The organism is Paraburkholderia sp. RL17-380-BIE-A (assembly GCF_046028085.1).
Lineage (GTDB): Bacteria > Pseudomonadota > Gammaproteobacteria > Burkholderiales > Burkholderiaceae > Paraburkholderia.
In genome coordinates, this window is record NZ_JARESQ010000002.1 from 166188 (window position 1) to 189948 (window position 23761).

General features: G+C 58.6%; 21 protein-coding genes. 9 read left to right on the forward strand and 12 right to left on the reverse strand.

Annotated elements, in window-relative coordinates:
- Positions 1 to 17: 17 nt before the first annotated feature.
- The 3 genes from P0D68_RS03535 to arsH are packed head-to-tail and all read right to left on the reverse strand — an operon-like array spanning position 18 to position 1529.
- Positions 18 to 491, reverse strand: coding sequence for an ArsI/CadI family heavy metal resistance metalloenzyme (locus tag P0D68_RS03535; protein ID WP_408299938.1), 474 nt, complete (start codon positions 489 to 491; stop codon positions 18 to 20).
- Complete coding sequence (locus P0D68_RS03540) at positions 492 to 830, reverse strand: ArsR/SmtB family transcription factor (RefSeq protein ID WP_408299936.1); 339 nt, start codon at positions 828 to 830, stop codon at positions 492 to 494.
- Between the two features lie 9 nt (positions 831 to 839).
- Positions 840 to 1529, reverse strand: coding sequence for an arsenical resistance protein ArsH (gene arsH / locus P0D68_RS03545; protein ID WP_459252018.1), 690 nt, complete (start codon positions 1527 to 1529; stop codon positions 840 to 842).
- Between the two features lie 495 nt (positions 1530 to 2024).
- On the opposite strand from arsH, the gene P0D68_RS03550 reads away from it, so the two are divergent.
- The 4 genes from P0D68_RS03550 (at position 2025) to P0D68_RS03565 (ending at position 6526) form a co-directional block, all read left to right on the forward strand.
- Entirely contained in the window at positions 2025 to 3266 is a 1242-nt protein-coding gene (locus P0D68_RS03550; RefSeq protein WP_408299932.1) for an MFS transporter, read from the forward strand.
- Between the two features lie 38 nt (positions 3267 to 3304).
- Positions 3305 to 3739: an arsenic resistance N-acetyltransferase ArsN2 gene (gene arsN2 / locus P0D68_RS03555; protein WP_408468017.1), complete on the forward strand. Its 435-nt coding sequence runs from the start codon at positions 3305 to 3307 to the stop codon at positions 3737 to 3739.
- Positions 3740 to 4421: 682 nt separating this feature from the next.
- Positions 4422 to 4760, forward strand: coding sequence for a hypothetical protein (locus P0D68_RS03560; protein WP_408299928.1), 339 nt, complete (start codon positions 4422 to 4424; stop codon positions 4758 to 4760).
- Between the two features lie 1010 nt (positions 4761 to 5770).
- Positions 5771 to 6526, forward strand: coding sequence for an H-NS family nucleoid-associated regulatory protein (locus tag P0D68_RS03565; RefSeq protein ID WP_408468018.1), 756 nt, complete (start codon positions 5771 to 5773; stop codon positions 6524 to 6526).
- Between the two features lie 70 nt (positions 6527 to 6596).
- On the opposite strand, the gene P0D68_RS03570 is transcribed toward P0D68_RS03565, so the two are convergent.
- The 5 genes from P0D68_RS03570 to P0D68_RS03590 form a co-directional block, all read right to left on the reverse strand.
- Complete coding sequence (locus P0D68_RS03570) at positions 6597 to 6857, reverse strand: hypothetical protein (protein ID WP_408468019.1); 261 nt, start codon at positions 6855 to 6857, stop codon at positions 6597 to 6599.
- Between the two features lie 52 nt (positions 6858 to 6909).
- Positions 6910 to 7218: a hypothetical protein gene (locus tag P0D68_RS03575; RefSeq protein WP_408468020.1), complete on the reverse strand. Its 309-nt coding sequence runs from the start codon at positions 7216 to 7218 to the stop codon at positions 6910 to 6912.
- 546 nt (positions 7219 to 7764) lie between these two features.
- Positions 7765 to 8433 (reverse strand): hypothetical protein, encoded by a 669-nt coding sequence (locus tag P0D68_RS03580; protein WP_408468021.1) that lies wholly within the window; start codon positions 8431 to 8433, stop codon positions 7765 to 7767.
- Between the two features lie 141 nt (positions 8434 to 8574).
- A complete protein-coding gene (locus tag P0D68_RS03585; protein WP_408468022.1) occupies positions 8575 to 8793 on the reverse strand; it encodes a hypothetical protein in 219 nt (72 codons plus the stop codon).
- Between the two features lie 244 nt (positions 8794 to 9037).
- Positions 9038 to 10561, reverse strand: coding sequence for an ATP-binding protein (locus P0D68_RS03590; RefSeq protein WP_408468023.1), 1524 nt, complete (start codon positions 10559 to 10561; stop codon positions 9038 to 9040).
- Positions 10562 to 11458: 897 nt separating this feature from the next.
- Here P0D68_RS03590 and P0D68_RS03595 point away from each other — a divergent pair.
- Complete coding sequence (locus tag P0D68_RS03595; RefSeq protein ID WP_408468024.1) at positions 11459 to 11581, forward strand: H-NS family nucleoid-associated regulatory protein; 123 nt, start codon at positions 11459 to 11461, stop codon at positions 11579 to 11581.
- A 744-nt stretch (positions 11582 to 12325) separates the two neighbouring features.
- Here the strand turns inward: P0D68_RS03595 and P0D68_RS03600 are convergent.
- A protein-coding gene (locus tag P0D68_RS03600; RefSeq protein WP_085952698.1) for an IS3 family transposase occupies positions 12326 to 13524 on the reverse strand; the annotation gives its coding sequence in 2 pieces (ribosomal slippage) (positions 12326 to 13209 and positions 13209 to 13524; 1200 coding nt in all).
- Between the two features lie 837 nt (positions 13525 to 14361).
- Between P0D68_RS03600 and imuA the strand changes: the two genes are divergently transcribed.
- The 3 genes from imuA to P0D68_RS03615 are packed head-to-tail and all read left to right on the forward strand — an operon-like array spanning position 14362 to position 19624.
- Complete coding sequence (imuA, locus tag P0D68_RS03605) at positions 14362 to 15069, forward strand: translesion DNA synthesis-associated protein ImuA (protein ID WP_408468025.1); 708 nt, start codon at positions 14362 to 14364, stop codon at positions 15067 to 15069.
- Positions 14999 to 16468, forward strand: a complete 1470-nt coding sequence (locus P0D68_RS03610; RefSeq protein ID WP_408468026.1) for a Y-family DNA polymerase — start codon at positions 14999 to 15001, stop codon at positions 16466 to 16468. Before imuA ends, P0D68_RS03610 begins: the two co-directional genes overlap by 71 nt.
- Before the next feature lie 6 nt (positions 16469 to 16474).
- Positions 16475 to 19624, forward strand: coding sequence for an error-prone DNA polymerase (locus P0D68_RS03615; RefSeq protein WP_408468027.1), 3150 nt, complete (start codon positions 16475 to 16477; stop codon positions 19622 to 19624).
- Positions 19625 to 19702: 78 nt separating this feature from the next.
- Here the strand turns inward: P0D68_RS03615 and P0D68_RS03620 are convergent, their stop codons facing one another.
- From P0D68_RS03620 to P0D68_RS03630, 3 genes are read right to left on the reverse strand one after another with little or no spacing between them, the layout of a single operon-like run.
- Positions 19703 to 20635, reverse strand: a complete 933-nt coding sequence (locus P0D68_RS03620) for a plasmid partitioning protein RepB C-terminal domain-containing protein (RefSeq protein WP_408468028.1) — start codon at positions 20633 to 20635, stop codon at positions 19703 to 19705.
- Positions 20632 to 21531 (reverse strand): plasmid partitioning protein RepB C-terminal domain-containing protein, encoded by a 900-nt coding sequence (locus P0D68_RS03625; RefSeq protein ID WP_408468029.1) that lies wholly within the window; start codon positions 21529 to 21531, stop codon positions 20632 to 20634. The genes P0D68_RS03620 and P0D68_RS03625 overlap by 4 nt, the downstream gene beginning before the upstream one ends.
- The gene (locus P0D68_RS03630) at positions 21503 to 23098 is read right to left on the reverse strand and encodes a recombinase family protein (RefSeq protein WP_408468030.1); all 1596 of its coding nucleotides are present in this window, start codon (positions 23096 to 23098) and stop codon (positions 21503 to 21505) included. Before P0D68_RS03630 ends, P0D68_RS03625 begins: the two co-directional genes overlap by 29 nt.
- 275 nt (positions 23099 to 23373) lie before the next feature.
- On the opposite strand from P0D68_RS03630, the gene P0D68_RS03635 reads away from it, so the two are divergent.
- Positions 23374 to 23733, forward strand: a complete 360-nt coding sequence (locus tag P0D68_RS03635) for a hypothetical protein (protein ID WP_408468031.1) — start codon at positions 23374 to 23376, stop codon at positions 23731 to 23733.
- The last annotated feature ends 28 nt before the right edge of the window (positions 23734 to 23761 follow it).

A 23761-nucleotide genomic window follows, 5' to 3' on the forward strand; every position in this document is an offset into this window, starting at 1 on the left:
TCATTTGTCGCCGCGAATCAGCAGCAGCCGACTTTTTTCTCAATCACAGCCGGAATCGAGGTAACCGGGGCACAGCAGGCCCCGCCCGCTTCGGGAGCGGCCGACTCCCGGCTGTCCGCCCCGAACATCGGGATGCCGCCGAGCGTGTGATAGGTTTCCCACGGCACGCCTGCTGGGTCCTGGGTCCAGTATTTGTTCGAGCTCGCGTAGCAGCACTGCGCGCCAGGTTGGTCCTGCACCGTGACACTACCGGCAACCACCTGCTCGCGAAGAGCAGCGAGCTCTTCGTCACTGTCGACCTGAAAGCCGAGGTGATTGACGCCAGTTTCACCGCCGCGCGCCGAAATGGCGAAGTTCATGCGCGGGTCCTCGAGCATCCACTTCGCGTAATCGTCCTTGAGCACTGACGGTTCCGCGCCGAACATGCTGCTATAGAAACGCACGCTTTCGTCGAGCTTCGGGACAACAACGTGCACGTGAAATCGCTTCATTTAAGCCTCCGTTTCGTTGGTCGCGCAGCCGCATTGCTCTGCTTGCTCCGCCGCGCAGCAGTTTTCCATCAGGAAATTCATGAGCGTCTGCATGTGGTCATAGCTGGCGCAGTAGATTATGAATCGGCCCTGACTCTTGCCTTCAATGAGTTCCGCATGGGCGAGCTCTTTCAGGTGAAATGACAGCGTGGGCGCCGGAAGTCCCAGCTTTTCGGCAATTGCTCCTGGACTCATGCCCGAGCGTCCCGCCGTGACCAGAAGGCGGAAGACTGCGAGGCGGGTCTCATGTGCGAGCGCTGCCAGCGCCTTGACTGCGAGTTTCGAATCGAGGGTTGCCATGACGTGCCTTTATTGGTTGCTCGTCTGCGCTTCTTTTCGCAAATGGCCAGCGATTGCCTGGGAGGCCAGGTCGGTCGCTGGGTCGAGCGGACGGTCTTCCTTCACGCGTTCGCTGTATCGGTCTACGAGATAGTCGGCGCGGCCGCGGAGCAGAAGAGTGAACTTGACCAGTTCCTCCATAACGTCGACCAGGCGGTCGTAGTACGAGGACGGTTTCATCCGCCCGTCTTCTTCGAACTCTTCGAACGCCTTGGCAACCGACGACTGGTTGGGGATGGTGAACATACGCATCCATCGTCCGAGCTGCCGCAGTTGATTGACAGAGTTGAACGACTGCGAACCGCCACTAACCTGCATGACGGCAAGGGTGCGTCCCTGTGTCGGACGGATGCCTCCGCTGACGAGCGGGAGGTGGTCAATCTGCGTCTTTATCAGACCGGTGATGGTGCCGTGGCGCTCCGGGCTGCACCACACGTGCCCCTCTGACCACAGCGACATCTCGAGCAGCTCTCTCACCTTGGGATGGTTCTTCACGTCGATGTCGTCCGCGTGTGGCAGACCGCGTGGGTCGAAAATGCGCGTTTCCGCGCCGAACGTCTGCAACAGGCGAGCGGCTTCTTCGACAAGCAACCGCGAATACGACCGCTCACGCAGCGAGCCGTAGAGCAGCAGAATCCTGACCGGCGGCTGCCCCTCCATGCCGAGGCGCGCTGCAATATCCGTGTCGAAAAAATCTGTCCTGGCGGCCGGAAAACCATGGTCGCCCTTGGGCGCTTGAACTGTCATCTCATTAACCTGCTATTTGACATTTCCAATTATATGGAGGTGTTCGGTCGATTCAAGGCGCTTTGCGGCGCCTAAGGAACACGACCTTCATCACTTCGTTACTTTCATTCTACGACATTTCCGGTATTCTGGAAATGTGAAATCTTTGGAGGCTGCCATGGACTGCGAAAACCAGGTGTCGACCGATTCGCTCTTGCCAGTGTCGGGAGGGTGGCATTGCCGTTCCATGCAGGGATTCATCATACTGATGGCACACGGGCGAACCTCTAACGCAACGACACATTCCGCCGACGGTCGCGCCGCGACGAAGTCATGGTGCAAGTCGCTGCCGACAGACGTAGCACACGCATTTCAATTGGAGACCGGGAAACAAATTGAGCAAAGTGAGAGGTTGAAAAATTGAGCACAATGTCGAGTCGCGGCGAGAAAGCCGAATCAACTGAGAGTCACGAAAGGCGCGTGACTTGGGCATTGGCGCTGGCACAACTCGTCTCATGGGGCTCCGTCTACTATTCTTTTTCGCTGCTAGTCGTGCCCATGGAACAGACCATGGGTTGGAGCAGGACGGCGACAAATGCCGCGCTTTCGGTGGGACTGCTAGTTTCCGGATTCGCTGCCTATCCCATTGGGCGCTGGATTGACCACGGGCTCGGGCGCGGGGTGATGGTTGTCGGCTCAGTCATCGCCGCAGCCATGCTGCTGCTCTGGTCCGGCGCGCAGTCGCTGACGGTGCTCTTCGTCGTATGGATAGGCTTCGGCATCTCCATGGCGGCGACGTTCTATGACCCCGTATTCGCCATCGTCACGCACCGCTATCCGCGAAGCTTCAGGACCAAAATCACACTCATCACGCTGGTCGCCGGATTCGCCAGCACTGTCTTCATTCCGCTGACGCAGTTGCTGGTTGGCTCGGTAGGGTGGAGAACATCGCTCGTTGTCCTCGCGGCCCTGAATCTGATTGTCTGCCTACCTATCCATGTGCTTGCAATCCGTTCTTCGCGCGCAGACCCCGGTGCCCAGGCCACCAATGGCGCGGTAAAGCTGGCCAATGATGCGGCCACACGCCGTGCTCTTCATTCGCCAATTTTCTGGGCGCTCGCCATCTGCTTTACTGCCTACTATGCGACGTTCGCGGCACTCACTTTCCATCTTGTGCCGCTCATGGTTGAGCGCGGCGTGTCGAACGCTGTCCTGGTTACAACGATGGCGCTCAATGGCCCAGCTCAGGTCGCCTCGCGAGCGGTGTGGTTCACTTTCGGTCGAACCGTTCACGTGAGTAGGGTCGGCATCGTCGTCGTAACGCTCTTTCCCCTGTCGACCCTTGTCCTGATAGGCGCGGGCCAGTCCGCCGCGCTGCTGTGGTTGTTTGCGCTTTGCTACGGCGCCGCGAATGGCATGATGACCATCCTCCGCGGCACCATCGTGCAGGACCTGATGTGGACCGAAGGCTACGGTGCGGTCAGCGGCATGCTTTCGTTCCCGTCGAATATCGCCAAGGGGATAGCACCGATTGCCGCCGCCAGCATCTGGAGCCTCACGCACGGTTACGTAGCTGTTGAATGGACCGTGTTTCTCGTCTCAATTCTGTCTGCAATCGCGTTCTTTGTGGCTGTTCGGGTTAGCCGACACGCGACGACCTGCGCAGGATGATATTTCCCGGCTCCGAGTCCACCACTCATACATTCGCCATGAAGATACGTGCCGCACGAAGTGATGACCTTGACGCCATCAAAGCATTGCTCGCAGAAAATGAATTGCCAGTCGTCGATGTGACTGATGAGCTGCTGCGTGATTTTGTTATCGCAGAAGATGCCGATGGCTCAGTGGTCGGCAGCGTTTGCGTGGAGCGGTTTGGCCGCAATGCGTTGCTGCGGTCACTGACGGTAGCGAAGCATGCTCGCAATCGTCGTTTGGGTGGCGACTTGGTGGCTCACGCCGAAAACCTCGCGCGAGCTTCGGGCGTTGGCGAGCTTTGGTTGCTCACTACGACTGCTGCGGACTTCTTTTCGAGGGCCGGCTATGCATCTGTCGACCGAGGCACCGCGCCTGCAGAGTTGCAGGCGAGTACGCAATTTTCACAGTTGTGCCCTGCGAGCGCTGTCTGCTTCAAGAAGGCACTTTGACGTTTATCCTGACGGAAGCGAGGAGCGTTAAGCAGCCACGAACAGCGCCCACCGCTCTCTAGGTAAATCCCGGTGCTCACACGACTTGTGTTACGTCCGCGATGCTTGCCATTCTAAAAGGCATTGCGCCCACGAGGCACCTCCGCGACGTACAAATACTCAGAATGGTCCCCCCATCCCCGGCAGCCTAATCTCGTGCGAGCTTTGGGGAGGTTCCATCGTTTACTCGTATTTCAATTTGTGTACAAGGTACTCCTCCGTCGGTACCGTTTTCACACCTTGAGATTTGGATACTCCGAACACCGAGGCGTAAGCGGCAGGGCTGACGGTGCCGCTGCTCCGGCCGTCAGGACGTTTCAACTTCAGAAATTCATTCAGGTACCATCGGCCAACTTCCACGCCTATACGCCGAACATTGCTGGCGAGGTTGCGCTCTGCCGCAACCGACTCCAGTGCGGAGTTATTATTATCTTCGAGACCCGACCAACGGGTAATTCGGTCGGCACAGCCCTTCATCCGGCAGCCCGGGGGCGCTGCCTTGCCGCACGTCTGAATACAGATTGGGCTCAAGACGACACTGGCCCGATTGGGGTTCCGGGGCTCTGACACGTCCGCCGTGTCATGATATCCAGCAGAAGACTCTTAGCACGCTCATACGGCCCATCGGGCGAGGGAGGTCAAGGTGGCGAACAACAACGGTTTAGTGGATGGCCATCCCGAGCAGGTGCCGGAATCGTTGCGAACACTCGCCGAATATTTAGAGCGGGCTCTCGATAGCGCGATGAGCATCGTGATGGTGCGTCCCACAGATGGTGTCTGTATCGTGTATTTGGGCGACCCTGCAGGTCTGCGTGAAGACTTGAAGCAGATTGGCACGATTTCGACTTCGCTTGCAAACGAAACGCTTGAATTGACCACTTCGGGCACGAATCAGATGCATGTCGGTGGTCAGGCATATCGCTTTGTCCGCAGCTTCACGCAAGTCGGCGACATGGCGGCAGTCGTCTTTTCCGCATATTAGCTGCAGGCCATCGCTTACAGGTTGAACGACCGCGGCGTTGGCGAGTCGCAGTCGATACGACGTCGGGCGGGCACGTCGAATTGTCGCCGTGGCAACTTGGTCGGGGTCGTACGGTCCAAGAGCCGTGGCCCATTGGCCGCCTCTGCGGATGGCAATGTCCTGCCACCGCTGAACGCCCATCGGGCTCAACGGAGGACCAGTGTATCGAAGACGACATTTAGCATTGCTGCTGCCACTGATAGCTTTGGGTTCAACCGGAGCGTGGGCGCGCGATATTCAATGCGCGACCACGCGACAACCGGCTGAACGCGTCATATGCGACCACGCCATCCTGAACAACGAATACGACGATGTCTTCGCGCAGCAGCAGGCTCTCCTGAACAGTGGAAAGCTCTCACCCGAACAGCTCGCCCGGTGGAGGCAATTGCGCAACGCGTGCAGCGACGTCCACTGCATCGATACCGTATTCGCGCAATGGAAGGCGATAGCGAGGTCTGTCGAAACCACTTCCCGCTCTGCAGTGGCTCCGGTCATAGCCTCGACTAATGCCATGGCCCCTGTCGGACCTGCTTCGGAAGCAATCGTACTCCCCGCATCCCAAGCCTTGCCGACATCGGAAGCATCTCTTGTGCGTCAAGGGAGTGCCGCCGGCGTGGCGCTTCCGAAGCCCGTGGAAACCCAGGCCTCTTCACCGACGGCCGCTTCTGCTCCTTCTAGCGCAAGTGAATCCCGTAGCGCGACCGGCATGAGCGCCGGCTTGATAACGGCCTTGCTTGTCGCGGTTGGATTCGGCGTTCTCTTCCAACGCCGAAGGAGAAACGGTGGAAGCACCGGGGGACCACCAAGTAATGTTCGCGGCAAGGACAAACCGTGAACAGACCACATCGAAGGCAATGGAGCGCGACGACGCAGTCCTGCGATTTTCGGCAATACGCCGCTCCAGTGCATGCACTAGCCTTTTCTAACGCGACCATGGCATATTGCGGCCACATTCACAAGGAGGCCACCTGATGGCAACGACTTTGGAAGCAATTCAAGCACGGCTGAAAAAACTGCAGGCACAGGCAGACGCGTTGATGACAAAAGAGACGGCGAAGGTCTTGGCGACTATTCATCGACTGATGGAAGAGCACGGCCTCACTGCGTCCGACATTGGCGGGCATGCTGGCGGCAAGCCGCGCGCGAAGAAGGTCGAAGCCAAGACTGTCGGCAAAAGGGGCACTGTCGCGGTCAAATACCGAGACCCGAAGAGCGGAGCTACGTGGTCAGGCCGTGGCCGGGCACCCCAGTGGATTGCAAGCGCAAAAAATCGCGACAGGTTCCTGGTCGAGGGAAGTGCGGCGACAACGAAATCGGCTTCTCCTAGCAAAGCGAAGGTTGGCGGCAACTATGTCCGTGGGCCACAGCCGGCGATGTACAGAGACCCGAAGTCGGGCGCAACGTGGAGCGGACGCGGGCGCGCACCAACGTGGATTGCTGCAGCCAAAGACCGGAATATGTTTTTGATTGCAGACGGCGTCTCCAAAACCAGTGCGGGGGCTGCAAGCAAAACGAAGCCTTCGGCGAAGAAGGCAGTTGCCAAAAGAGCCGCTGTCAAGAAGGTCGCGGCGACAAAGACCGCACCGACGACGAAGGTTGCAGCGAAGAAGGTCGTGAGCGCGAAGGTTCCAGTTAGGAAAGCGCCAGCGAAAGACACGCAGCGCCAGAGCGTGGCCGAGCCTGCTCCGGTGACCTCAGTCGAGCCGAGCACCGAGTCGGCGACCTAAACGATGTTGTCAGGCGCCCGGTGGAGCAGCATTCTGTTGGTCTCACCGGGCGTACCGAGCCGACGACGTGTTATTGGACCTGTGCTGTCTGACGTTGCGCCGCTCGCTGTTGTGCTTGTTGCTCGGCTTGTTGTTGCGCATGCTGTTTAGCAACGTGTCTGCCGACCACGCAGCCACCAGCAGCGCCAACGACGGCGTGGTGCCCCGCATAATGCCCGGCGACCCCGCCTACAACGGCGCCCTTGAGGCAGCCTGCGGCGTTTGCCGAGCCCGCCGAAGCAAAAGCCAAAGCTGTTGCAATCAGGGCGATTTTTATCTGGCTAGCTTTCATTGTAAATAATCAGCGGTTGAATTTTCGAGATGTGGCGCCTTTTGGCGTGGTTTCAATATCCCCGCCATTCACGCTCGCGCCACTCGTGTTCACGCCATTCCTGGCGGCGCCATTCACGTTCACGCCACTCGCGACGTTCGCGCCATTCTCGGGTTCGCCAGTCGTCATCTCCGCCGTATGCAACGGCGACTGGCGGCGGAGCATATACCACGGGAGGCGGCGGTGCGTACAAGGGGTCTGCTGGCGCATAGACTCCGACCGGAATGCCGATGCCCACGCCAATGTCGACGTGCGCCGACGCGGCGGTGGATGCTGCCAACGCGACGAGACCGAATGCAAATCCAACGATTTTGTTGTTCATTTTCCCTACTCCCCCGCACATTCGAGTGCGATGTTAGTGGCTACGGGTCGGAGTGTAGGAGGGCCCGTTGGACACATGTGCAACGGGGGAGCGAGATTCGTAACATGGCATTACTGACACACGCGACGAGCGCGCAGAGTCGTCAAGACTGGGCATGCAACGTCCACGTGCGCTTCTCAGCCACTGCGAAACTGTGGGTGTCCGCTTCTACAAGGCACCGTCTGGCGGACTGATTGCATCTGGTTACTTGAAGAACTCCGTGCTGCATCATTTCCTGAATGCCGACGGTGTGGTGCAAGACCTGATGGCCGAGCCGACTGCTGTACGCACGACTTCAGCAGGCCAATAGGCCGCCTGTCCGCAGATGCCTACCATGCCAACTATGACCGGGCGACAGCCTTCCGTCGTTGGTGCGCATCGGGCCTCGCTGTCCTCTTTCGATGAATCGTTTTTTCACATCTCGATAAATCCCAGCTGAGACGCATACCAGATGACGCTGCGGAGTTTAAGCGCTGGTACCTATTGACGCTCAACGTTGCATCGGTCTCACCACTCCTTCGTGGTTTTGCTCAGGAACGTTCCAACCATTCCCACGCCAAGTCCGAATGAAGCGGTGGCTAAGCCGCCCGATGGAATCTCGGACCCGGCGTCAGCCGCTATAAGCGCTACGCCACCGAATCCCAAGGCAATCAGTTCCCATCGATTTCGGTTCTTCGCATCCTGCAAAGAGGCCGATGCCTGCGCGCTCGCCTTGCAAACAACATCCCGTGTATCGGTGATGTCCCGCCCAATGAGATTGGGGTCTGGCTTGTCAGTTATGTCCTTCCGGAAGTCGTATGCTCTATGGAGGACCTGTTTGGCAGCATCGTCGCTCACGCCAATTTGTTTCAGCGCGCCTGACTCCGAGTCGACAAAACTTCCGGCGAAAGTACGCGCTGCCTGGAGAGCTTCGCGCTGTTCAGTGCCTCCGGATTTTCCGGCTTTCTTGTGGAGCGCCTTTTTGAAAGATTGGTCGTCGCTCAAGCGTTTTAATGCGGTGCATCCTTGCGAATAAGCCTTCGCAACTTCCTCTGGGCTGGAATTGCCGTTCAAGGAGTAGATGGCATTTGTCGCGTCTCCTAAGTAGCTGAGACTGGACTCGGCATGAGTTGTTGATATGAGCGACGATGCCGACACGGCGACGAGCGTGGCAACCGTTCTCCGAGCACAGTACATGGGCACCTCCGATTCACGGGACGAGCACCACGCGAAAAATGCGACACGGACGGCGGTACCCGAGTCCGTTATAGATTGATGACCCTAATTGTGCAAGGCGAGTTCTACGCAAACCGAAGCGCGATTGCCGCGACCTCCGCGCTAGCCGTGACTATCTACCCACGCCCGACACCACGAAAGGCCTACCAACTCTGCTTCTTCGTCACTATCAAAAGCGCCGAGTACCCCGGATACCTCGACGACCTTCGTGTCGCGCGTGACCGTGCCGCTTCCTGCGAATTTCGCCGGCTGTGGGATGCCTTCCTGCTGCGGGATGGCATGACCCCACAGCGTGTATCCACGGTATTTCTCAGTTTGCATCTGTTGACCTCGAAGGACCTCTGAACCGATTCTTTCCAGTGATTGCCCGAGTTCGCGCGACTCGGCAAGCAGCTACTGGTCCTGTCGATAGACGCATAACCTGAGAAAAACGGACCCATAAGTTGAGAAACTTATGGGGCTTCAGTCATGTTTTCCCCAATGCGGGGCCGGCGGCACGCTATCTACACGCAATTATTCGAACACGGGCAGCCAGGGTGCGGAGCGGGCGAGCCGCTCCCATGCGCTATTGCTCGCGCTGCGCGCCAGGCGCGTTGCCAAACATGCTGGCGTAGTCGACCAAATCGCGGGTCATGTACCCTTTGCCTTGGTAATGTGCCCGGTCTTGCTCTGAAAATACAGGGGAGAACAGCACCATCTCTCGCTCCCAGCCGGCCAGATGCTTGTGCCCGTTGGTCTGAAGGAACGCGTTGACGTGCCGCTCAAAGACGGGGAGGTCGTGTGCACTGGGCGACCTCTTGCAGCACCCGAACCGGACCTTCTTGTTTGGTTCGTCATAGGCGACCAGGTCAATTTCGATTGCTTTCGAGACATCCCTCGGCCGATTCCAGTAGCCGAGTTTCAGGTCCGACAGCTCAAAGTCGCCCTTGCCTTTCCGGGAACTCTCAAGGTGCAGGGAACGCACCAGTTTCTCGAAAGAAAAGCCTTCAAGCGTTTCGAGCCGGCGCATGGCCGGAGCAATCACTTTCTCAAGTGGCTTTAGCCGCGCCTCTTCGCGGGCGGGCTTTGCAACTGCCAGCCACGCCTGAAGGAAGTTGTCCGCAATGTAATAGCGTGCGTTTCGACTCTTGCTGTCCGAGAATACGGGCTGGAGCTTGTCGACCATCTTGTAGCGGTCCACGAGGCGCGAGATGTGTGTTCCGAGGGCATGCTTCTCGTCCTCGTCCGTAAGCGCGGCGACAATCTCCGCATGGCCACAGCCTGCATGGTCTGCAAGAAAATGCAGGACCGAGACCGCTTTTCCCCGCAATTCCCGCAGGAACCAGGTGTCCGCTTCCTCTGAGAGCGGACTCGAACTACGAATAAACATTCGACGCAGAAGCCCGGAGGAGAACTCCGACGCCGCAACGCCAAACAGTTCCTGCTCATACGCGTCGTGATAGAACTTCGGCACACCCTCGAAGAATGTCCACAGCGTCAGCCACTGCTCAGGCCGCTGGACACCCTGGCTGGCAAACACCGATAGCAGGTCTTCGAAGTCCCAGTGGTCAAGGGGAATCTGCGCAGTTACACGTCCGTAAAGCGGCGCGCTCTTATCGTCTAGCAGGGCGTTCATCTCCGGCTGCAAGGAGCCGAGCACGAACAGACCCCCGTGCTTCAACTGCGCTGCACGAAGCTTGTCGACCTCGGCCTGCAGGAAGGAGTTGAAGGCGTGTAGTTTGCTGCGGGTGAAGTATTGGAACTCGTCGAGGACGACGATGAAACCCGCAGCGCATAGCTTGCCGATGGCAGACGCCATCGTGGGGAAATTCGTGACGCTCGTGGCAAGGTTTCGAGCTTCCTCGTGTTCGCAACCGCTCAGGCTTTGCCTGAGGGTGTATGCCACGTCCCGCTCGTCAGAGTCGGGCACCTGCATGTACACCAGCCGGTTGCTGAGGTCAGCCTCTGTCTTGGCCAACTCGCCAAGAAGGGTCGTTTTGCCAATGCGGCGGCGGCCTTCGATTCGGCAGAAAAACCACCGCCCCGATTCAACAATCCGCCGCAGCTCAGCCAGGGGCTCAGTGCGGCCGTAGAAGTCCCATCCACCCATAGTTCTATAGCGTACTTTTTTGTTTGTTAATCGAAAGCGCGCACTAACTAGATGATTTTTCGATGATTTTTTGCGAGGCCAAGCTCACGCGCGATACCGGGCCGTAACCAAGCTTCACGCCTCTTCACCGATACGGAGTCCCTCGGCTCCAAATGCCGAGCAATGGAAGCCCTACTCTGTCCCGAATTATATAGCATACTTTTTTGTATGTTAAGCCAAAACACGGGCTAACCGGATGATTCTTCGATGAATTTTTGTACAGCAGTGTTCACCGCAGGGATGCGGTGGAGAAGGAGCCGACGCTGTGCCTAGCGTGGCTCTTCCGAAGTCGGGACTTTTCCGGCTTATGCGTGTGCTTTTTTCACGTTATGGGTGTGCCCCAAGCTGGAAACGCTTATCCCACAAGGGGCAATTTCTCGGGATATGCATCCGTCTACACGTTGAGACGATTTGTCTTGACGCACCGTTCGCCGGCAATGTTCTCGGCATAAAGCTCGGCGATGATGCAAAGAAAATTACGTCGAAGCTTGGTAACCCTATCAAGAAACCTTTCCCTGCATTTCTTGTGATGCAGGGATATCAATACGCATTTGATGATTCCGCGTATGCGACATTCGATGTGAATGACGATGGCGTGCAGTTTATCTTCATAACCAGATAGCCGCGGGTGCATCAAGAGGACCTGCCATCGTATGAGGGAACGGCTGGACACCTTGCTGGTACGGACTTAACGCTGCGGTCCGGACGTCGCTGTGTCGCCGTCGCATGCCAGGCGTTGGCACGAACTCCGCCAGTCAAATTTTTGATTGCAGGTGCCGCTGAAGCGACTGTTGCGACGAACGCCGGTGTTGTTAGCGAGGTGAAGCTGTCGGAAAGAAGGCCTCGAAGACGGTCAGCGTGGGTGCTGGCAAAGGACAGCCGAAAGGTCCGCAGCCGGCTAAGTATCGCGACCCGAAGTCCGGCGCGACATGGAGCGGGCGCGGTCCGGCTCCGGTGTGGCTGTCTGGTGCCAAGGACTAAGCGAAGTTTTTGATTGACGGCGCCAGTGCGGCGGCCGATTCGAAACCCACGGCCACGAAGGCTATTGCGAAGAAAGCTCAGACGGTGATGCATATCAGGAAAACGGCGCAGCTCGCTGTTTCCGAACTCGAACTCGAATGCCGAGATATGCAGTAATGCGCGCAGTCGACCTGTGGTGGAGGGAGCATGCCATTTCGAACCGGTAATTTGCTCGTGCTACTAGCCTGCGCCTCGTCGTACTCTGCAAACGCGGTGAATGCATCGAAGCAAACGAATCGACAGCAACCGTTCATTGCCATCCCAGGAGCCATATGCTTTGGCCGAACAAGCGGCGCGGCGAATTCACTGCAGGTCAACGACAGCGACGGAGCATGCTACCGTGGCTGGCTAACAACTGAATGCGCACTCTATGCGAAGGATTGCCCGAAATGGGGCTTTCTCACCCGGTCGGGATGCCGCGTCGGGAATACTGGGACATGCTGACCGGCGCCCGGTCGCACCTTTGAGGAGCGCGATAGTGCGGCGCTGGAGCAGTGCCGGGGACCTAAAAAATGAGCTCCCGGTAAAAGTTAAAACATCATTCGCTAGATGTCTTTTTACTTCTTCATCGACATGAAGAGTTCTTTAAGACACAAAGCCACAAGTGGATGGAAGTCTTTTTAGCTCACGGGTCTGACCTACCCGTGAGTGTCAACCCATGCGCGAGCTGGAGTTGCCCCTGTAAATCAGGACACGCAGACACCGTTAAGTTGATGATGCAGCGGTTCGCCGGAACTCCCGGGGGGAACGGTACTTCAGTGCCTTATGCGGGTGGCGTTCGTTGTAATGCTCAAAGGCGCCAGCCAGATGTGAGAGCGCTGTTGGCACATCAGGCTTATGCATAAAGGCAATGTAATCGTGCTTGATTGTCTTCACGAACGACTCGGCCATACCGTTACTCTGCGGCGAACGAACAGGCGTCGTCAACGGCTCCAGGCCCAACTCGCGGGCAAAGCTGCGCGTACGGTGGTCGATGTAGGCAGAGCCGTTGTCCGACAGCCATTCGATGGGTGCGCCTGCCTGCGGCGTGCCGAAGCGTTGCTCGACCGCTGCGAGCATCACATCGCGCACGACGTCCCCGCTATGGCCGCCAGTAGTCGCTGCCCAACTAATAGCTTCCCGGTCATGGCAGTCCAGCGCGAACGTCACGCGCAACGGCGAGCCATCGTCACAACGGAACTCGAAGCCGTCCGAGCACCAGCGGACGTTACTCTGGTCAACGGCAATGCGTCCATCATGTCGGCGGGTATCGCGTCGCTGGCCAAGGCGCCGGAGCAGCAACTGATGGTCACGCATGACGCGATAGACCCGCTTGGCGTTCACGCACGGCGCACCGGTCAATTCGTGACTACGTCGCAGCAATGCCCAGACTCGTCGGTATCCATAAGTCGGCAAGCCCGCTACATGCTCGTGGATTGCAGCGACCAGCTCCGTGTCGTCGGTCTGTCGGGCGCGGCGCCCGTCCTGCCAGTCTGGAGAGCGGGCTTTTCTGACTGCCAAAGCAGAGCGCGCCACGCCGAGAACATCGCAGACCGTTTTCATTGGTCGTCCCCGGGCAGTAAGGGCGAGCGCGCAATCCAGTTTTTTGAGCGGCCGTACTCGACTGCTTCCTTCAGGATTTCCGCCTCCTGCGTCTTCTTGCCAAGCAGACGCTGCAGTTCCCTGATTTCCTTCATCGCCGTGGCCAACTGCGAAGCAGGCACCACGGCTTCTCCAGCTTTCACCGCTGCCAGGCTGCCTTCCTCGTATTGCTTGCGCCACGCAAACACCTGGTTTGGGTTCACTCCGTGTCTACGGGCAACTGCTGAAACCGTTGCTCCCGGCTCCAGGGTTTCCTGCACGATGGCTACTTTTTCCTGGACCGAACGCCGACGACGGCGCTCCGGCTCAGTCAGAACTTCAATGCTTTCCACGATTTGCCTAGGCTTGAAACTAGTCACAAGACTCCCTCTTATTTTAAGGGGTGTCTCGTGTCCTGAGAATCAAGGGGCTACTCCACGAGCCCACGCCATACCGATGGCGCGCGCCTCTCCCTCGGTTCCGCATGTCGCAAGCACGCCTGAACCTTCAATGAGTTTCCGGCCAGACGTTATGGTGCTGCTAGCGGCGTAGCCTCCGTTCTGCGGGATAGCATGCCCCCACACTTCGTATCCGTTGTATAACTCCGGTTCCATTTTTTGCTTGTGCTTCAGCTTAGTTGCTCGAGTCTCGTGCAATGTCTGCACCGGTACATTTCCTCCATATTCTGGCCACCAAAGGCGACGCGAAGTTCACTGTGAGTTGCGCCGTAAATAGCCGGTCAGCGTGAGCGGCCTCGTTTTCGGTCACTCCGCTGCAAATAAGTTCTTCGGCGATGTCGTGTGCTTGCGCCGCTATCGTTATCCGCTCAAACCATGTCGCGACGCATGCGTTCTTTGCGAGCCACAGACGGGCAGACTCCACCATACTTTCGCTAGTCAACCAGTGCCCGTGCGACCGATACGCAGCGATATCACTCACGGCCAGATAGCAGCGAAGAACGGCCGCATGCGCATCCGTGAGTACGGGCAGCCCAACTGTGTCTTCGTACATATCCACCTCCGTGTGGCGGTTAATGGGGCAACATCAAACGGGCTTTCGGCGTGTCGTGAAGGTATTCAACAGAGCTGAAAGCGGCATTGCGAGGAGTTTGAGAATCAGCCTTGCCGTCTCCCGTTTCGATGTAAGATACTGTACATATATACAGTATTTTGCGCAAACCAATGTCATCCTCAGCTCCGGCCCCAGAGCATATCCATCCATCGCTGTGGCGAGCGTCCCAGCTTGCTCGCGGGCGTGGACGTGCCGTGGATACGGGGTATCCGGCGCTCTCGGAAGAGCTTCCGGGCGGTGGTTGGCCGGTGGGAGCGTTGGTCGACCTGCTGGTCCAGCAGGCCGGCGTGGGTGAAATGCGGCTCCTTCGTCCTGCACTCAGCACGCTGGGCAAACGGCCTGTTGCCATGGTGCAGCCACCGCATGTTCCAAACGGCCTTGGACTCGAGTACATCGGTCTGCCCCCCGACCAGTTGCTGCAAGTTCGCACGCCGAAGACGGCGGATGCCCTGTGGGCGGCAGAGCAGATTCTTCGCGCGGGAAGCTGCGGCGCGCTGCTGTTGTGGGCGCAGTACGTCCAGACATCGTCATTGCGAAGGCTTCATCTCGCGGCGCAGTCTTCGGAGACGCTGTTTTTCATGGTCCGTCCGCTGGCTGCCGCGCAGGACGCGTCGCCTGCAGTCCTGCGTCTGGCGCTCCGGCCAGAACGCGATGGCCTGACGGTCGACATTACCAAGCGACGAGGTCCAGCACGCGCAGAACCTCTCTCGATTCCCCTTCAACCCACACCTGTCCTGTTCTCGCACCATGCGCGTATTTCTCGGCGTCCACTTACCCCGACTGCAGCTGGAAGTATTCCGGCCAAAGTGGTTGCCTGAGCCGATGCACGGCAGTGCGGTCCTCGAACGGGACAAAGTACTCGTCGCGGACGGTGCAGCCCGGGCAGCGGGCGTGAGAACGGGTATGAAGCGAGGCGGCGTGCTGACGCTGGCGCCAGAAGTGGAGATGTACGAGCGCGACCCGGCGCGCGAACGCGAGGCACAACGCGAAGTCGCCGTGGCGCTCATGCAGTTCTCGCCGGATGTGACATTGCTCGATGAAGCCGTTGTCGTCGCGGACATCGGCGCGAGCCTTCGTCTGTTCGGCGGACTGCTGGCAATCTGCCGGCAGACGAAAGCCATCCTCGAAGCGATTGGGCTGACCGCGCGTGTCAGTGCGGCTCCCACGGGCCAGGGCGCGTGGCTGCTCGCTAAGCACCGGAGCCGCCGCGTTCTCAAGCTCGATTCTCTCGACCGGCAGCTGTCCGCATTGCCGCTGTATTCCGTTCCGGAAGTCCGGCAGTTCGCCGACTGGTTCACCGGGCTCGGCTGCGAAACGGTTGCCGACGTCCGAAGGTTGCCTCGCGCCGGTCTGCAACGCCGTTGTGGTGAGCATCTGCTCGATTCGCTCGACCGCGCATTCGGCACAGCGCCTGAACTCTTCGACTGGCTGGAATTGCCCCCGACATTCTCGGCTCGTATTGAGATGCCTGACCGCATCGAACACGCGGAAGCCGCGCTTTTCGGTGCGCATCGTCTCGTGGTTCAACTGTGCGGATGGCTGTGCGCAAAGCAGCTTGCCCTGACCGGCGCCACGCTATTTCTCGAGCATGAACGTGGGAGGCAGGCCATCGAACCGACGGCCATCGACATTGCACTTGGGGAGCCGACTTGGCGCGAAGACCATCTGATACGTCTGCTCAAGGAACGCCTTGGACGGATTGAGCTGGCCGCGCCTGTCATTGCCTTGCGACTGGATGCGTCGAATGTGCAGCCGGCCGTGCCGGCCTCGGACTCGCTATTTCCAGAGCCCGGCGGTTCGGCCGAGGACCACTCGCGTCTCATTGAATTGCTGGTCGCAAGGCTCGGCGAGGAAAACGTACTGCGCCCCGCACCGACAGCCGATTACAGGCCGGAGATTGCGAACCGATGGGTACCGGTTGCGAGCGCCTCGAAAGGAACCATGCTGCCGGAAGGGCTGCCGCGGCCTACGTGGCTGCTCGAGAAACCGGTGCGCCTGTTGATGCGAAAACACCGTCCGTTCTACGGCTCACCGTTGCGCATGGTCTCCCCGGGCGAACGTATAGAAGCCGGCTGGTTCGACGGCGAACTGGTGACGCGCGACTACTTCGTCGCGCAGGGCGAAGACCAGAGCTGCTTCTGGATTTACCGGGAACGCGTGAGCAGTCGTGATGCGGAGGATGACCAGCGGTGGTTCCTTCATGGCCTGTTTGGATGACACGCCATGGACTCCACGTTCTCGACGCTGCCGGCTTATGCCGAGCTGTTCTGCTTTTCCAACTTTACGTTCCTGCATGGCGCCTCGCACGCGGAGGAACTGTCTGAGCGAGCGGCGCAGCTAGGATACTCCGCGCTCGCGGTGACGGACGAGTGTTCGCTCGCAGGCGTGGTGCGGGCACATGTCGCCGCGAAGGAAGCGAAGTTGCCGTTCATTGTGGGTTCGTACTTCCGCCTGGTCAATGCGGACGGGTCGCCCGCTTTCGGCCTCATTCTCATTGCCAGGAATCGCGCAGGATACGGCAACCTGTCCGAGCTCATTACGCTTGCACGCATGCGCGCGCCAAAGGGCGAGTATCGCCTTACGCCTCAGGACCTGTCGCGACCCGACAAGGACTATCGTCATCTGCTCGGCATGCCGGACTGCCTCGCCATCTTGGTGCCCGATTTTCCGGCGAAAGAGCATGCATTGGCGGCGCAGCTCGAATGGCTTGACGACACATTCGCGGGACGGGCCTGGGTTGGCCTCGTGCTGCATCAGCGTGCCATGGACGATATTCACCGGGGCGCAGTCGAGTTTGTTGCTCGCAATCTGGACGTACCTGTCGTCGCGCTGGGCAATGTGCTGATGCACGTCCGCTCACGCAAGCCACTGCAGGACACGATGACGGCCATCCGCGTGGGCAAGTCAGTACAGGAATGTGGCTACGACCTTGCGCCGAATGCCGAACAGCATCTGCGTTCGCGACTCCGCCTCGCGAACCTGTATCCAGCCGAAGCGCTCGCGGCGACCGTCGACATCGCGAACCGTTGCACGTTCTCGCTTGACGAGCTGCGGTATGAATATCCGGACGAACTGGTACCTGCGGGCATCACCCCGAAAGCCTATCTTCGGCAGGAAACATACGTCGGCGCGCAGCGGCGCTTTCCATCCGGCATCCCGCACAACGTACAGGGGCAGATTGAGCACGAGCTTGAACTCATAGCCGACCTGCAGTACGAACCGTATTTTCTCACGGTGTACGATATCGTCCGCTTTGCGCGCAGTCAGCACATCCTGTGTCAAGGTCGCGGCTCGGCCGCCAATTCGGCAGTGTGTTACTGCCTCGGCATTACCGAGGTCGACCCCGCGCGCGGCAATATGCTGTTCGAACGGTTTATCAGCAAGGAGCGCGGCGAGCCGCCAGACATCGACGTCGACTTCGAACACCAGCGTCGCGAAGAGGTTATCCAGTACATCTATGGCAAGTATGGTCGTGACCGTGCTGCTATCGCGGCGGCGGTTTCAACCTACCGGCCTCGCGGAGCGCTACGGGAAACCGGCAAGGCGCTTGGGGTCGACCCGCAGATAGTCGACCTGGTCGCCAAATCGCATCATTGGTTTGATAACAGTCAGGACCTGCTCAAACGCTTCGCCGAGTCTGGGCTCGACCCGGAGAAGCCGCTTATCCAGGCGTGGGCGCGACTTGCGTCCCAGCTACTCGGATTCCCGCGTCACCTCTCGCAGCACTCGGGCGGCTTTGTTATCAGCCGCGGCAAGCTCACGCGACTCGTACCAGTCGAAAACGCTGCGATGCGGGACCGGTCCGTTATTGAATGGGACAAGGACGACCTCGAGGCGCTCGGCCTTCTCAAAATCGACGTCCTTGCTTTGGGCATGCTGTCGGCAATCCGGCGCACTCTTGACATCGTATCGGAGCAGCGCGGTGAGCGCTTTGAAATGCAGGACATTCCGGCTGAGGACACGAAAACGTACGAGATGATTTCTGCTGCGGATACTGTCGGCGTTTTTCAGATTGAATCGCGTGCCCAGATGTCGATGTTGCCGCGGATGCAACCTCGTACGTTTTACGACCTCGTCATCGAAGTCGCCATTGTCCGGCCCGGTCCGATTCAGGGCGGTGCAGTGCATCCTTATCTGCAGCGCCGTCAGGGATTCGAGCCAGTAACCTATCCCAGCGAAGCACTGAAAACAGCCCTCGGCCGTACGCTCGGCGTGCCGATTTTTCAGGAGCAGGTGATGCAGGTCGCGATTCTCGCGGCCGGTTTCAGTGCGGGCGAGGCCGATGCGTTAAGACGGGCAATGGCCGCATGGAAGCGCAAAGGCGGCCTTGAAAAATACTATGACCGCATCGTGAATGGCATGCTCGAGCGCGGCTATGAGCAGTCGTTTGCCGAAGGCATCTTTGAGCAAATCAAAGGGTTCGGCGAGTACGGCTTCCCGGAAAGTCATGCGGCAAGCTTCGCGTTGCTGGTATATGCAAGCAGCTGGCTGAAGTGCCACGAGCCAGAGGCATTTCTTGCTGCCATGCTCAACTCGCAACCCATGGGGTTTTACTCTCCATCACAGCTCGTCCAGGATGCCCGGCGCCATGGCGTGAAGGTGCTGCCCGTCGACGTGGCAGTCAGTGCCTGGGACTCCGTTCTGGTGGCACTGCCTGACAATGACCGACCGGCTGTCCGACTCGGCATGTCGCTCCTGCGTGGCATGAAGGACGGCGCTGCAGAGCGGATAGAAAATGCGAGGGCCGTGCGACCGTTCGATACCGTCGCTGACCTGGCTCGAAGAGCGCAACTGGACCGAAAGGACCTCCACGTTCTTGCGGACGCCAACGCTCTCGCGTCATTGGCCGGCAATCGTCGAGAGGCGCTCTGGCAATCGGTTGCCGCCGTGCCAGACAAGGACATGCTTGCTGCAGCGGCGGTGCAGGATGAGACGCCCGAACTGGGCGCGCCGACGGAAGCTCACGATATCGTCGCGGACTATCGGTCAGTTGGTCTGACGCTAGGCCGGCATCCGCTTGAACTGCTGCGGCCGCAGCTGCTTGCAAACCGCCTGATGCCAGCATCGACTCTGCGCACATATCGCGACGGACGGCTCGCACGAGGCTGCGGGCTTGTTACCGTGCGTCAGCGGCCAGGCACAGCCAAGGGTGTGCTTTTCGTGACGCTGGAAGACGAGACGGGCAACGTGAATGTAATCATTTGGCCGTCCCTGTTCGAAAAGCAACGCAAGGAGGCCTTGAGTGCTTCGCTGCTCGCCGTGTACGGAACCTGGCAATGTCAGGGTGAAGTTCGCCACCTCGTTGCGCAACGGCTTGTCGACATGTCGCATCTGCTCGGCGGTTTGATTACTGCGAGCCGAAACTTCTGCTGAAGGGTGGAAGAAAATGCCAATACTCCACGCACATGGAGGCGCCCGGGGCAATTGAAAATGCCAAAGATAAACATCACTTCACGCGAGCGCTTTCGCTTTCTGGGCGCCTCTCGCTTCGTCGGCCACCGCTGTCAGCTGTGACCAGTACTCGGCGTAGTGACTGCGCAACCAGTCAGATACGGCATCGTTGCCCATCAGTTTGACGATATAGGCCGCAGACGCTGCCAGTTCGAGGTGCTCCACGCTGTACGTCTCCTCGACCGCCGAGTGAGTCGCCTGCATGGTCGCTATCTCTCGCTCCAGCTTCGCAACCTGCAGCGTAATCTCCCTGTTTGTGCGGCGCTTGAGCGGTTCGCGAACGGTCAACTGCTCGACTGGCGTTGTTGACCGGATTGCCTTGGCAAAGGCTGACGTGAAATTCCCCTGGTTGCACATCAGCTCCGCCGCCTCTATCTGCCTTATCGGCTTTAACCACTTCAGCGTGACGTAGACCGACGCGGGACACATCTTGTCCGCAAGCAACTCCGCCGCTTCCTTGCAGATTCCTTCAAGAAGGGCAGCCTTGCTTTGCACAGTCCGTGGTACCACGCCGAGAACTGTGGCTATTCGGGCCGGTGATACGCCTTTGCGGATTGCTTCTGCAATCATTCGGGCGTCCTGCGCGGGAGAGAGGTGATTCACCTGTCTGTTATAGGTGTACGTCTCGTCGTCGGTGGATATGAGACACAGTGCGTCAACCTTTCCCAGTCGTCTCAAGGCTTCAAGTCTAAGTCTGCCGTCCAGGACCACGAAGCACTCCGGCCTCGATACGTCATCAATGACAACGAGTGGCTCGACCAGACCGACGGTCGCGATGGAGGCAAGAACCTGAAGATACTTTTTGCCCGTCAAGGTCGAAACGGGGAGCGGGCGGTGCGGTCGGAGTCGCTCCAGGGCGAGCGTAATTAGCGCGGGCTTGAACGCCGCACACACTGTGGTTGGGGGGCTGGTTTGAATGAAGTTCGTCATCATGGATGCTCCCCGCGAATCTGCTGGTCCAGCACCTTCGGCACACTCGTCAAACCCTGCCGTCCAAGCAGCGCCACAAACGTATCATCCTGAAACAGCGTCCTCAGCGCGTTCTGGATAATGATTAACCGTGTGTGGACAAGGTCTGCCTTCTTTTCGAGGAGTCGATGCGCCTCGCTATCCTTGATATAGATTTTCCGCAGTTGCTCCGTGGATATCGGCACATCCGGCTCGCCACGTTTCCCGGACTTCTGGACCGTATGGTGCTGCTGTCGCTGCTGTATCAGACGACGGACCTGAGAAAGCTGCCGCCCCTTAAGGGTCCCGTCGGCATATGCATCCGCAAGCGCGCGTTGGACTTCTGCCTCATCTGAGCGCGCTATGCTTACGGCGAGCCCTATGGGCACGGCGCCGCATTCAACAGCGTGCAGAAGTCGTTCTTCGCCTTGCTCAAGCAGCAGAATCAGGCTGTGCAGGTAGCCATGCGTGAGCCCGACCTTGTCGGCCATCTCTTCGGTCGAATATCCACTATCGATGAGCGACTTTACGTCGCGCAGCAGTTCCATCGGGTCGTGGTTTCGTCGGGCAACATTTTCGACGAGGCTCATTTCGAGACATGAGCGCTCATCCTGTTCGACAATGCGTGCCGGTATGGATTTGTGACCCAGAAGCCGTACAGCTTCGATGCGACCCTGCCCGCAAACGAGGTCGTAGCGGGGGCTTGCGTCAGTACCCATCCTTCGGCTAACCGTTATGGGTCGCTTGAGTCCAACGGCCGCGATGTTTGCGACGATTGCCTGATGCTGCAAACGCCCTCGTGACCGCGGGTTCAACACGCGGATGTCATCGAGCAGGACTTCGACAATCTCCTCATTCCCTTGCTGTAGGTCGTCTTCCACCGGTTATCTCCAGTGCGCTTCGCCGAGTCAGGTGGGAGAGTATTTCCAGATTGGCGAAGTAGAATGAACTGAGCGCAGGAACATTCTGCACACAGATGGTTGTCATCTTCCCGGCCGGGACCGTGCCCAGAGGAAGCACGTAGAAGCCGCTAATGCGCACCGGCATCCGACTAAAGAGCACAAGAACCATCAAGTCGATGTCGTAGGTATCAGGCCAACGAAGTCCCCATGTCTGTTCCTGTGACCCCTCGTGTGCACACAAGCGCGCATTCAGCTTGATTTTCAGCTCATCATTCACCAGCATCAGGGTCTCGCCCTGCTCAAGCGATAGCTGATGGCCCTCCCGCGTTAATGTCGAGCGAAGGTTGGCAACAAACTCGTGAAAAATTGCGCTGGCCTGCCGACGCGTGTCGATGTAGTCGTAGTTGTATGTGGGCGTAAAGCCGACGCTTCGGTATGTGCCAGCCATCGAGCCGAAGTGCTTGCGATACTCGCTCTTTCCATGCACATGAAGCTGTCTCGCCATTGTTCGCATGGTTAGATGCCCAGAGCGCCTGAACAGGTGCTCCAGTTCCGCCTGTATCTCTTCCTTGACGACACCGCGCGAGTATCGAGTCAGACGAAACTGCGCTGCCTCGAATATGGCTGGGTCGACGATTTCCCCGAAGGCTGCAACAGACCTCACCCACTCTGAAGGGGGATTGCGGACCTGAGGTGTATGGAGGCGCACCGAATGGCGGTTGTACAGGTTGTTTCCAATGTATTTCTCGCCCATCAGGATGGCGCGGATAGTCGGCTTGCTCCACGGCCTGTCATATGGGTTATAAAGTCCCATGACGTTGAGTCGGTCAGCGATGCGTGTGGTGCTTATTTTTTCGTTGACGTACCAGTCGAATATCTTGCGTATCAATGCCACTTCGTTCGCTGGCCCTGGTACGAGTACAACACGGTCAGTCTGAATGGCCTTGTGCTCGAATGGAGCGAGCGGGCCTTTGACTGTCCCATTGGCGTCAACAAGTTGCCGGCGCAACCCATAGCCTGGGCTCGCGCCCTGCCAGAATCCCAGGCGCACCAACCGGCAGTGACCAAGAAAGACTTTTCCCGACAGCTCGCGGCTATATTCGCCAGCCATCGCCCGCTTGATGGATTTGTAAACACTCGCGAAGGGAGTGCCGTCGTTTTCAAATGGCTCAGAGCAATAGACAACACGAACACCCGCGCGCCTGCATTCGTGCTCGTGATAAGCAGCCTCGTCCGAATCTTGAAATCGGCCCCACCGAGAGATGTCGAGCACAAGCACAGTGTCGAAATCTCGGTCCGGATTGCGCACGTCAATGAGCAGGCGCACTAATGCTGGTCGTTCACGGAGCGTGAGGCCGCTCAGCCCTGCATCCTCGTAGGTACGCACGACTTCGATGCCGTGCACTTTCGCATACTCGGAAATCGCCTGCTTTTGCGCATCTGGGGAGAATTGCTGCTGGTCGGTTGACATGCGTATGTACTGTGCCGCGGCGTGCGCGCGGGTTGGCATCGAGCAGATGGCTGAAGCGCTTTCGACGGTTGTCATCGCGCGTAACCCTCACAGCAAACCTTATTGATAGAGGCGCGATTTGCGAAGTCAAGCCAAATTGTTCGTCAGGCACTCCCGCATCTCGGGTTCTGTCCAGCAGACCCTTATGTGGCGGGGCACGGATGACGCACCTTGCTCGAACAAATCTGGTTAAGAAAGATGCAGTAGTCTGCAACTTGCGAACGGGCATCCTGATAACCGACCTGCGGCCCCCCGTTCCCAGATAGGATTTACAATGGTCTGGACCATGTCATTGCTTTTACTGCTGCGCGATGAGCAATCCGCTTAACCTGGACCTGCAGGCACGTGCTGAACTGATGACGTATCTTGTTGCGTCGAACCTGCTCGCGCTCGAGTTGACCGGCGAGTGGCTCCCGACGACCAATCTCGTGGAGTCGACGAAATTGTGGATGTCGTCGAACGCCGCTGGAGCGCATGTGCTTGAACGGGTTCGGCTCGCCGGCAAGGCCCATCGTCTGGCGCAGGACCTTGTCGCACAGATGGGCGCGATGGAGGCAGGCCATGTTACCGGCATGTTTTGCGACAATCTCAGGCTGGACTTCAGGTCCGCGCTTGTGCGGAAGACTTATCAGGAATGTTTGAACAGTCTCGCTGGAGAACGCTGGCGTTAAACACAAGTGGATTGCCTCGCTCATCAAC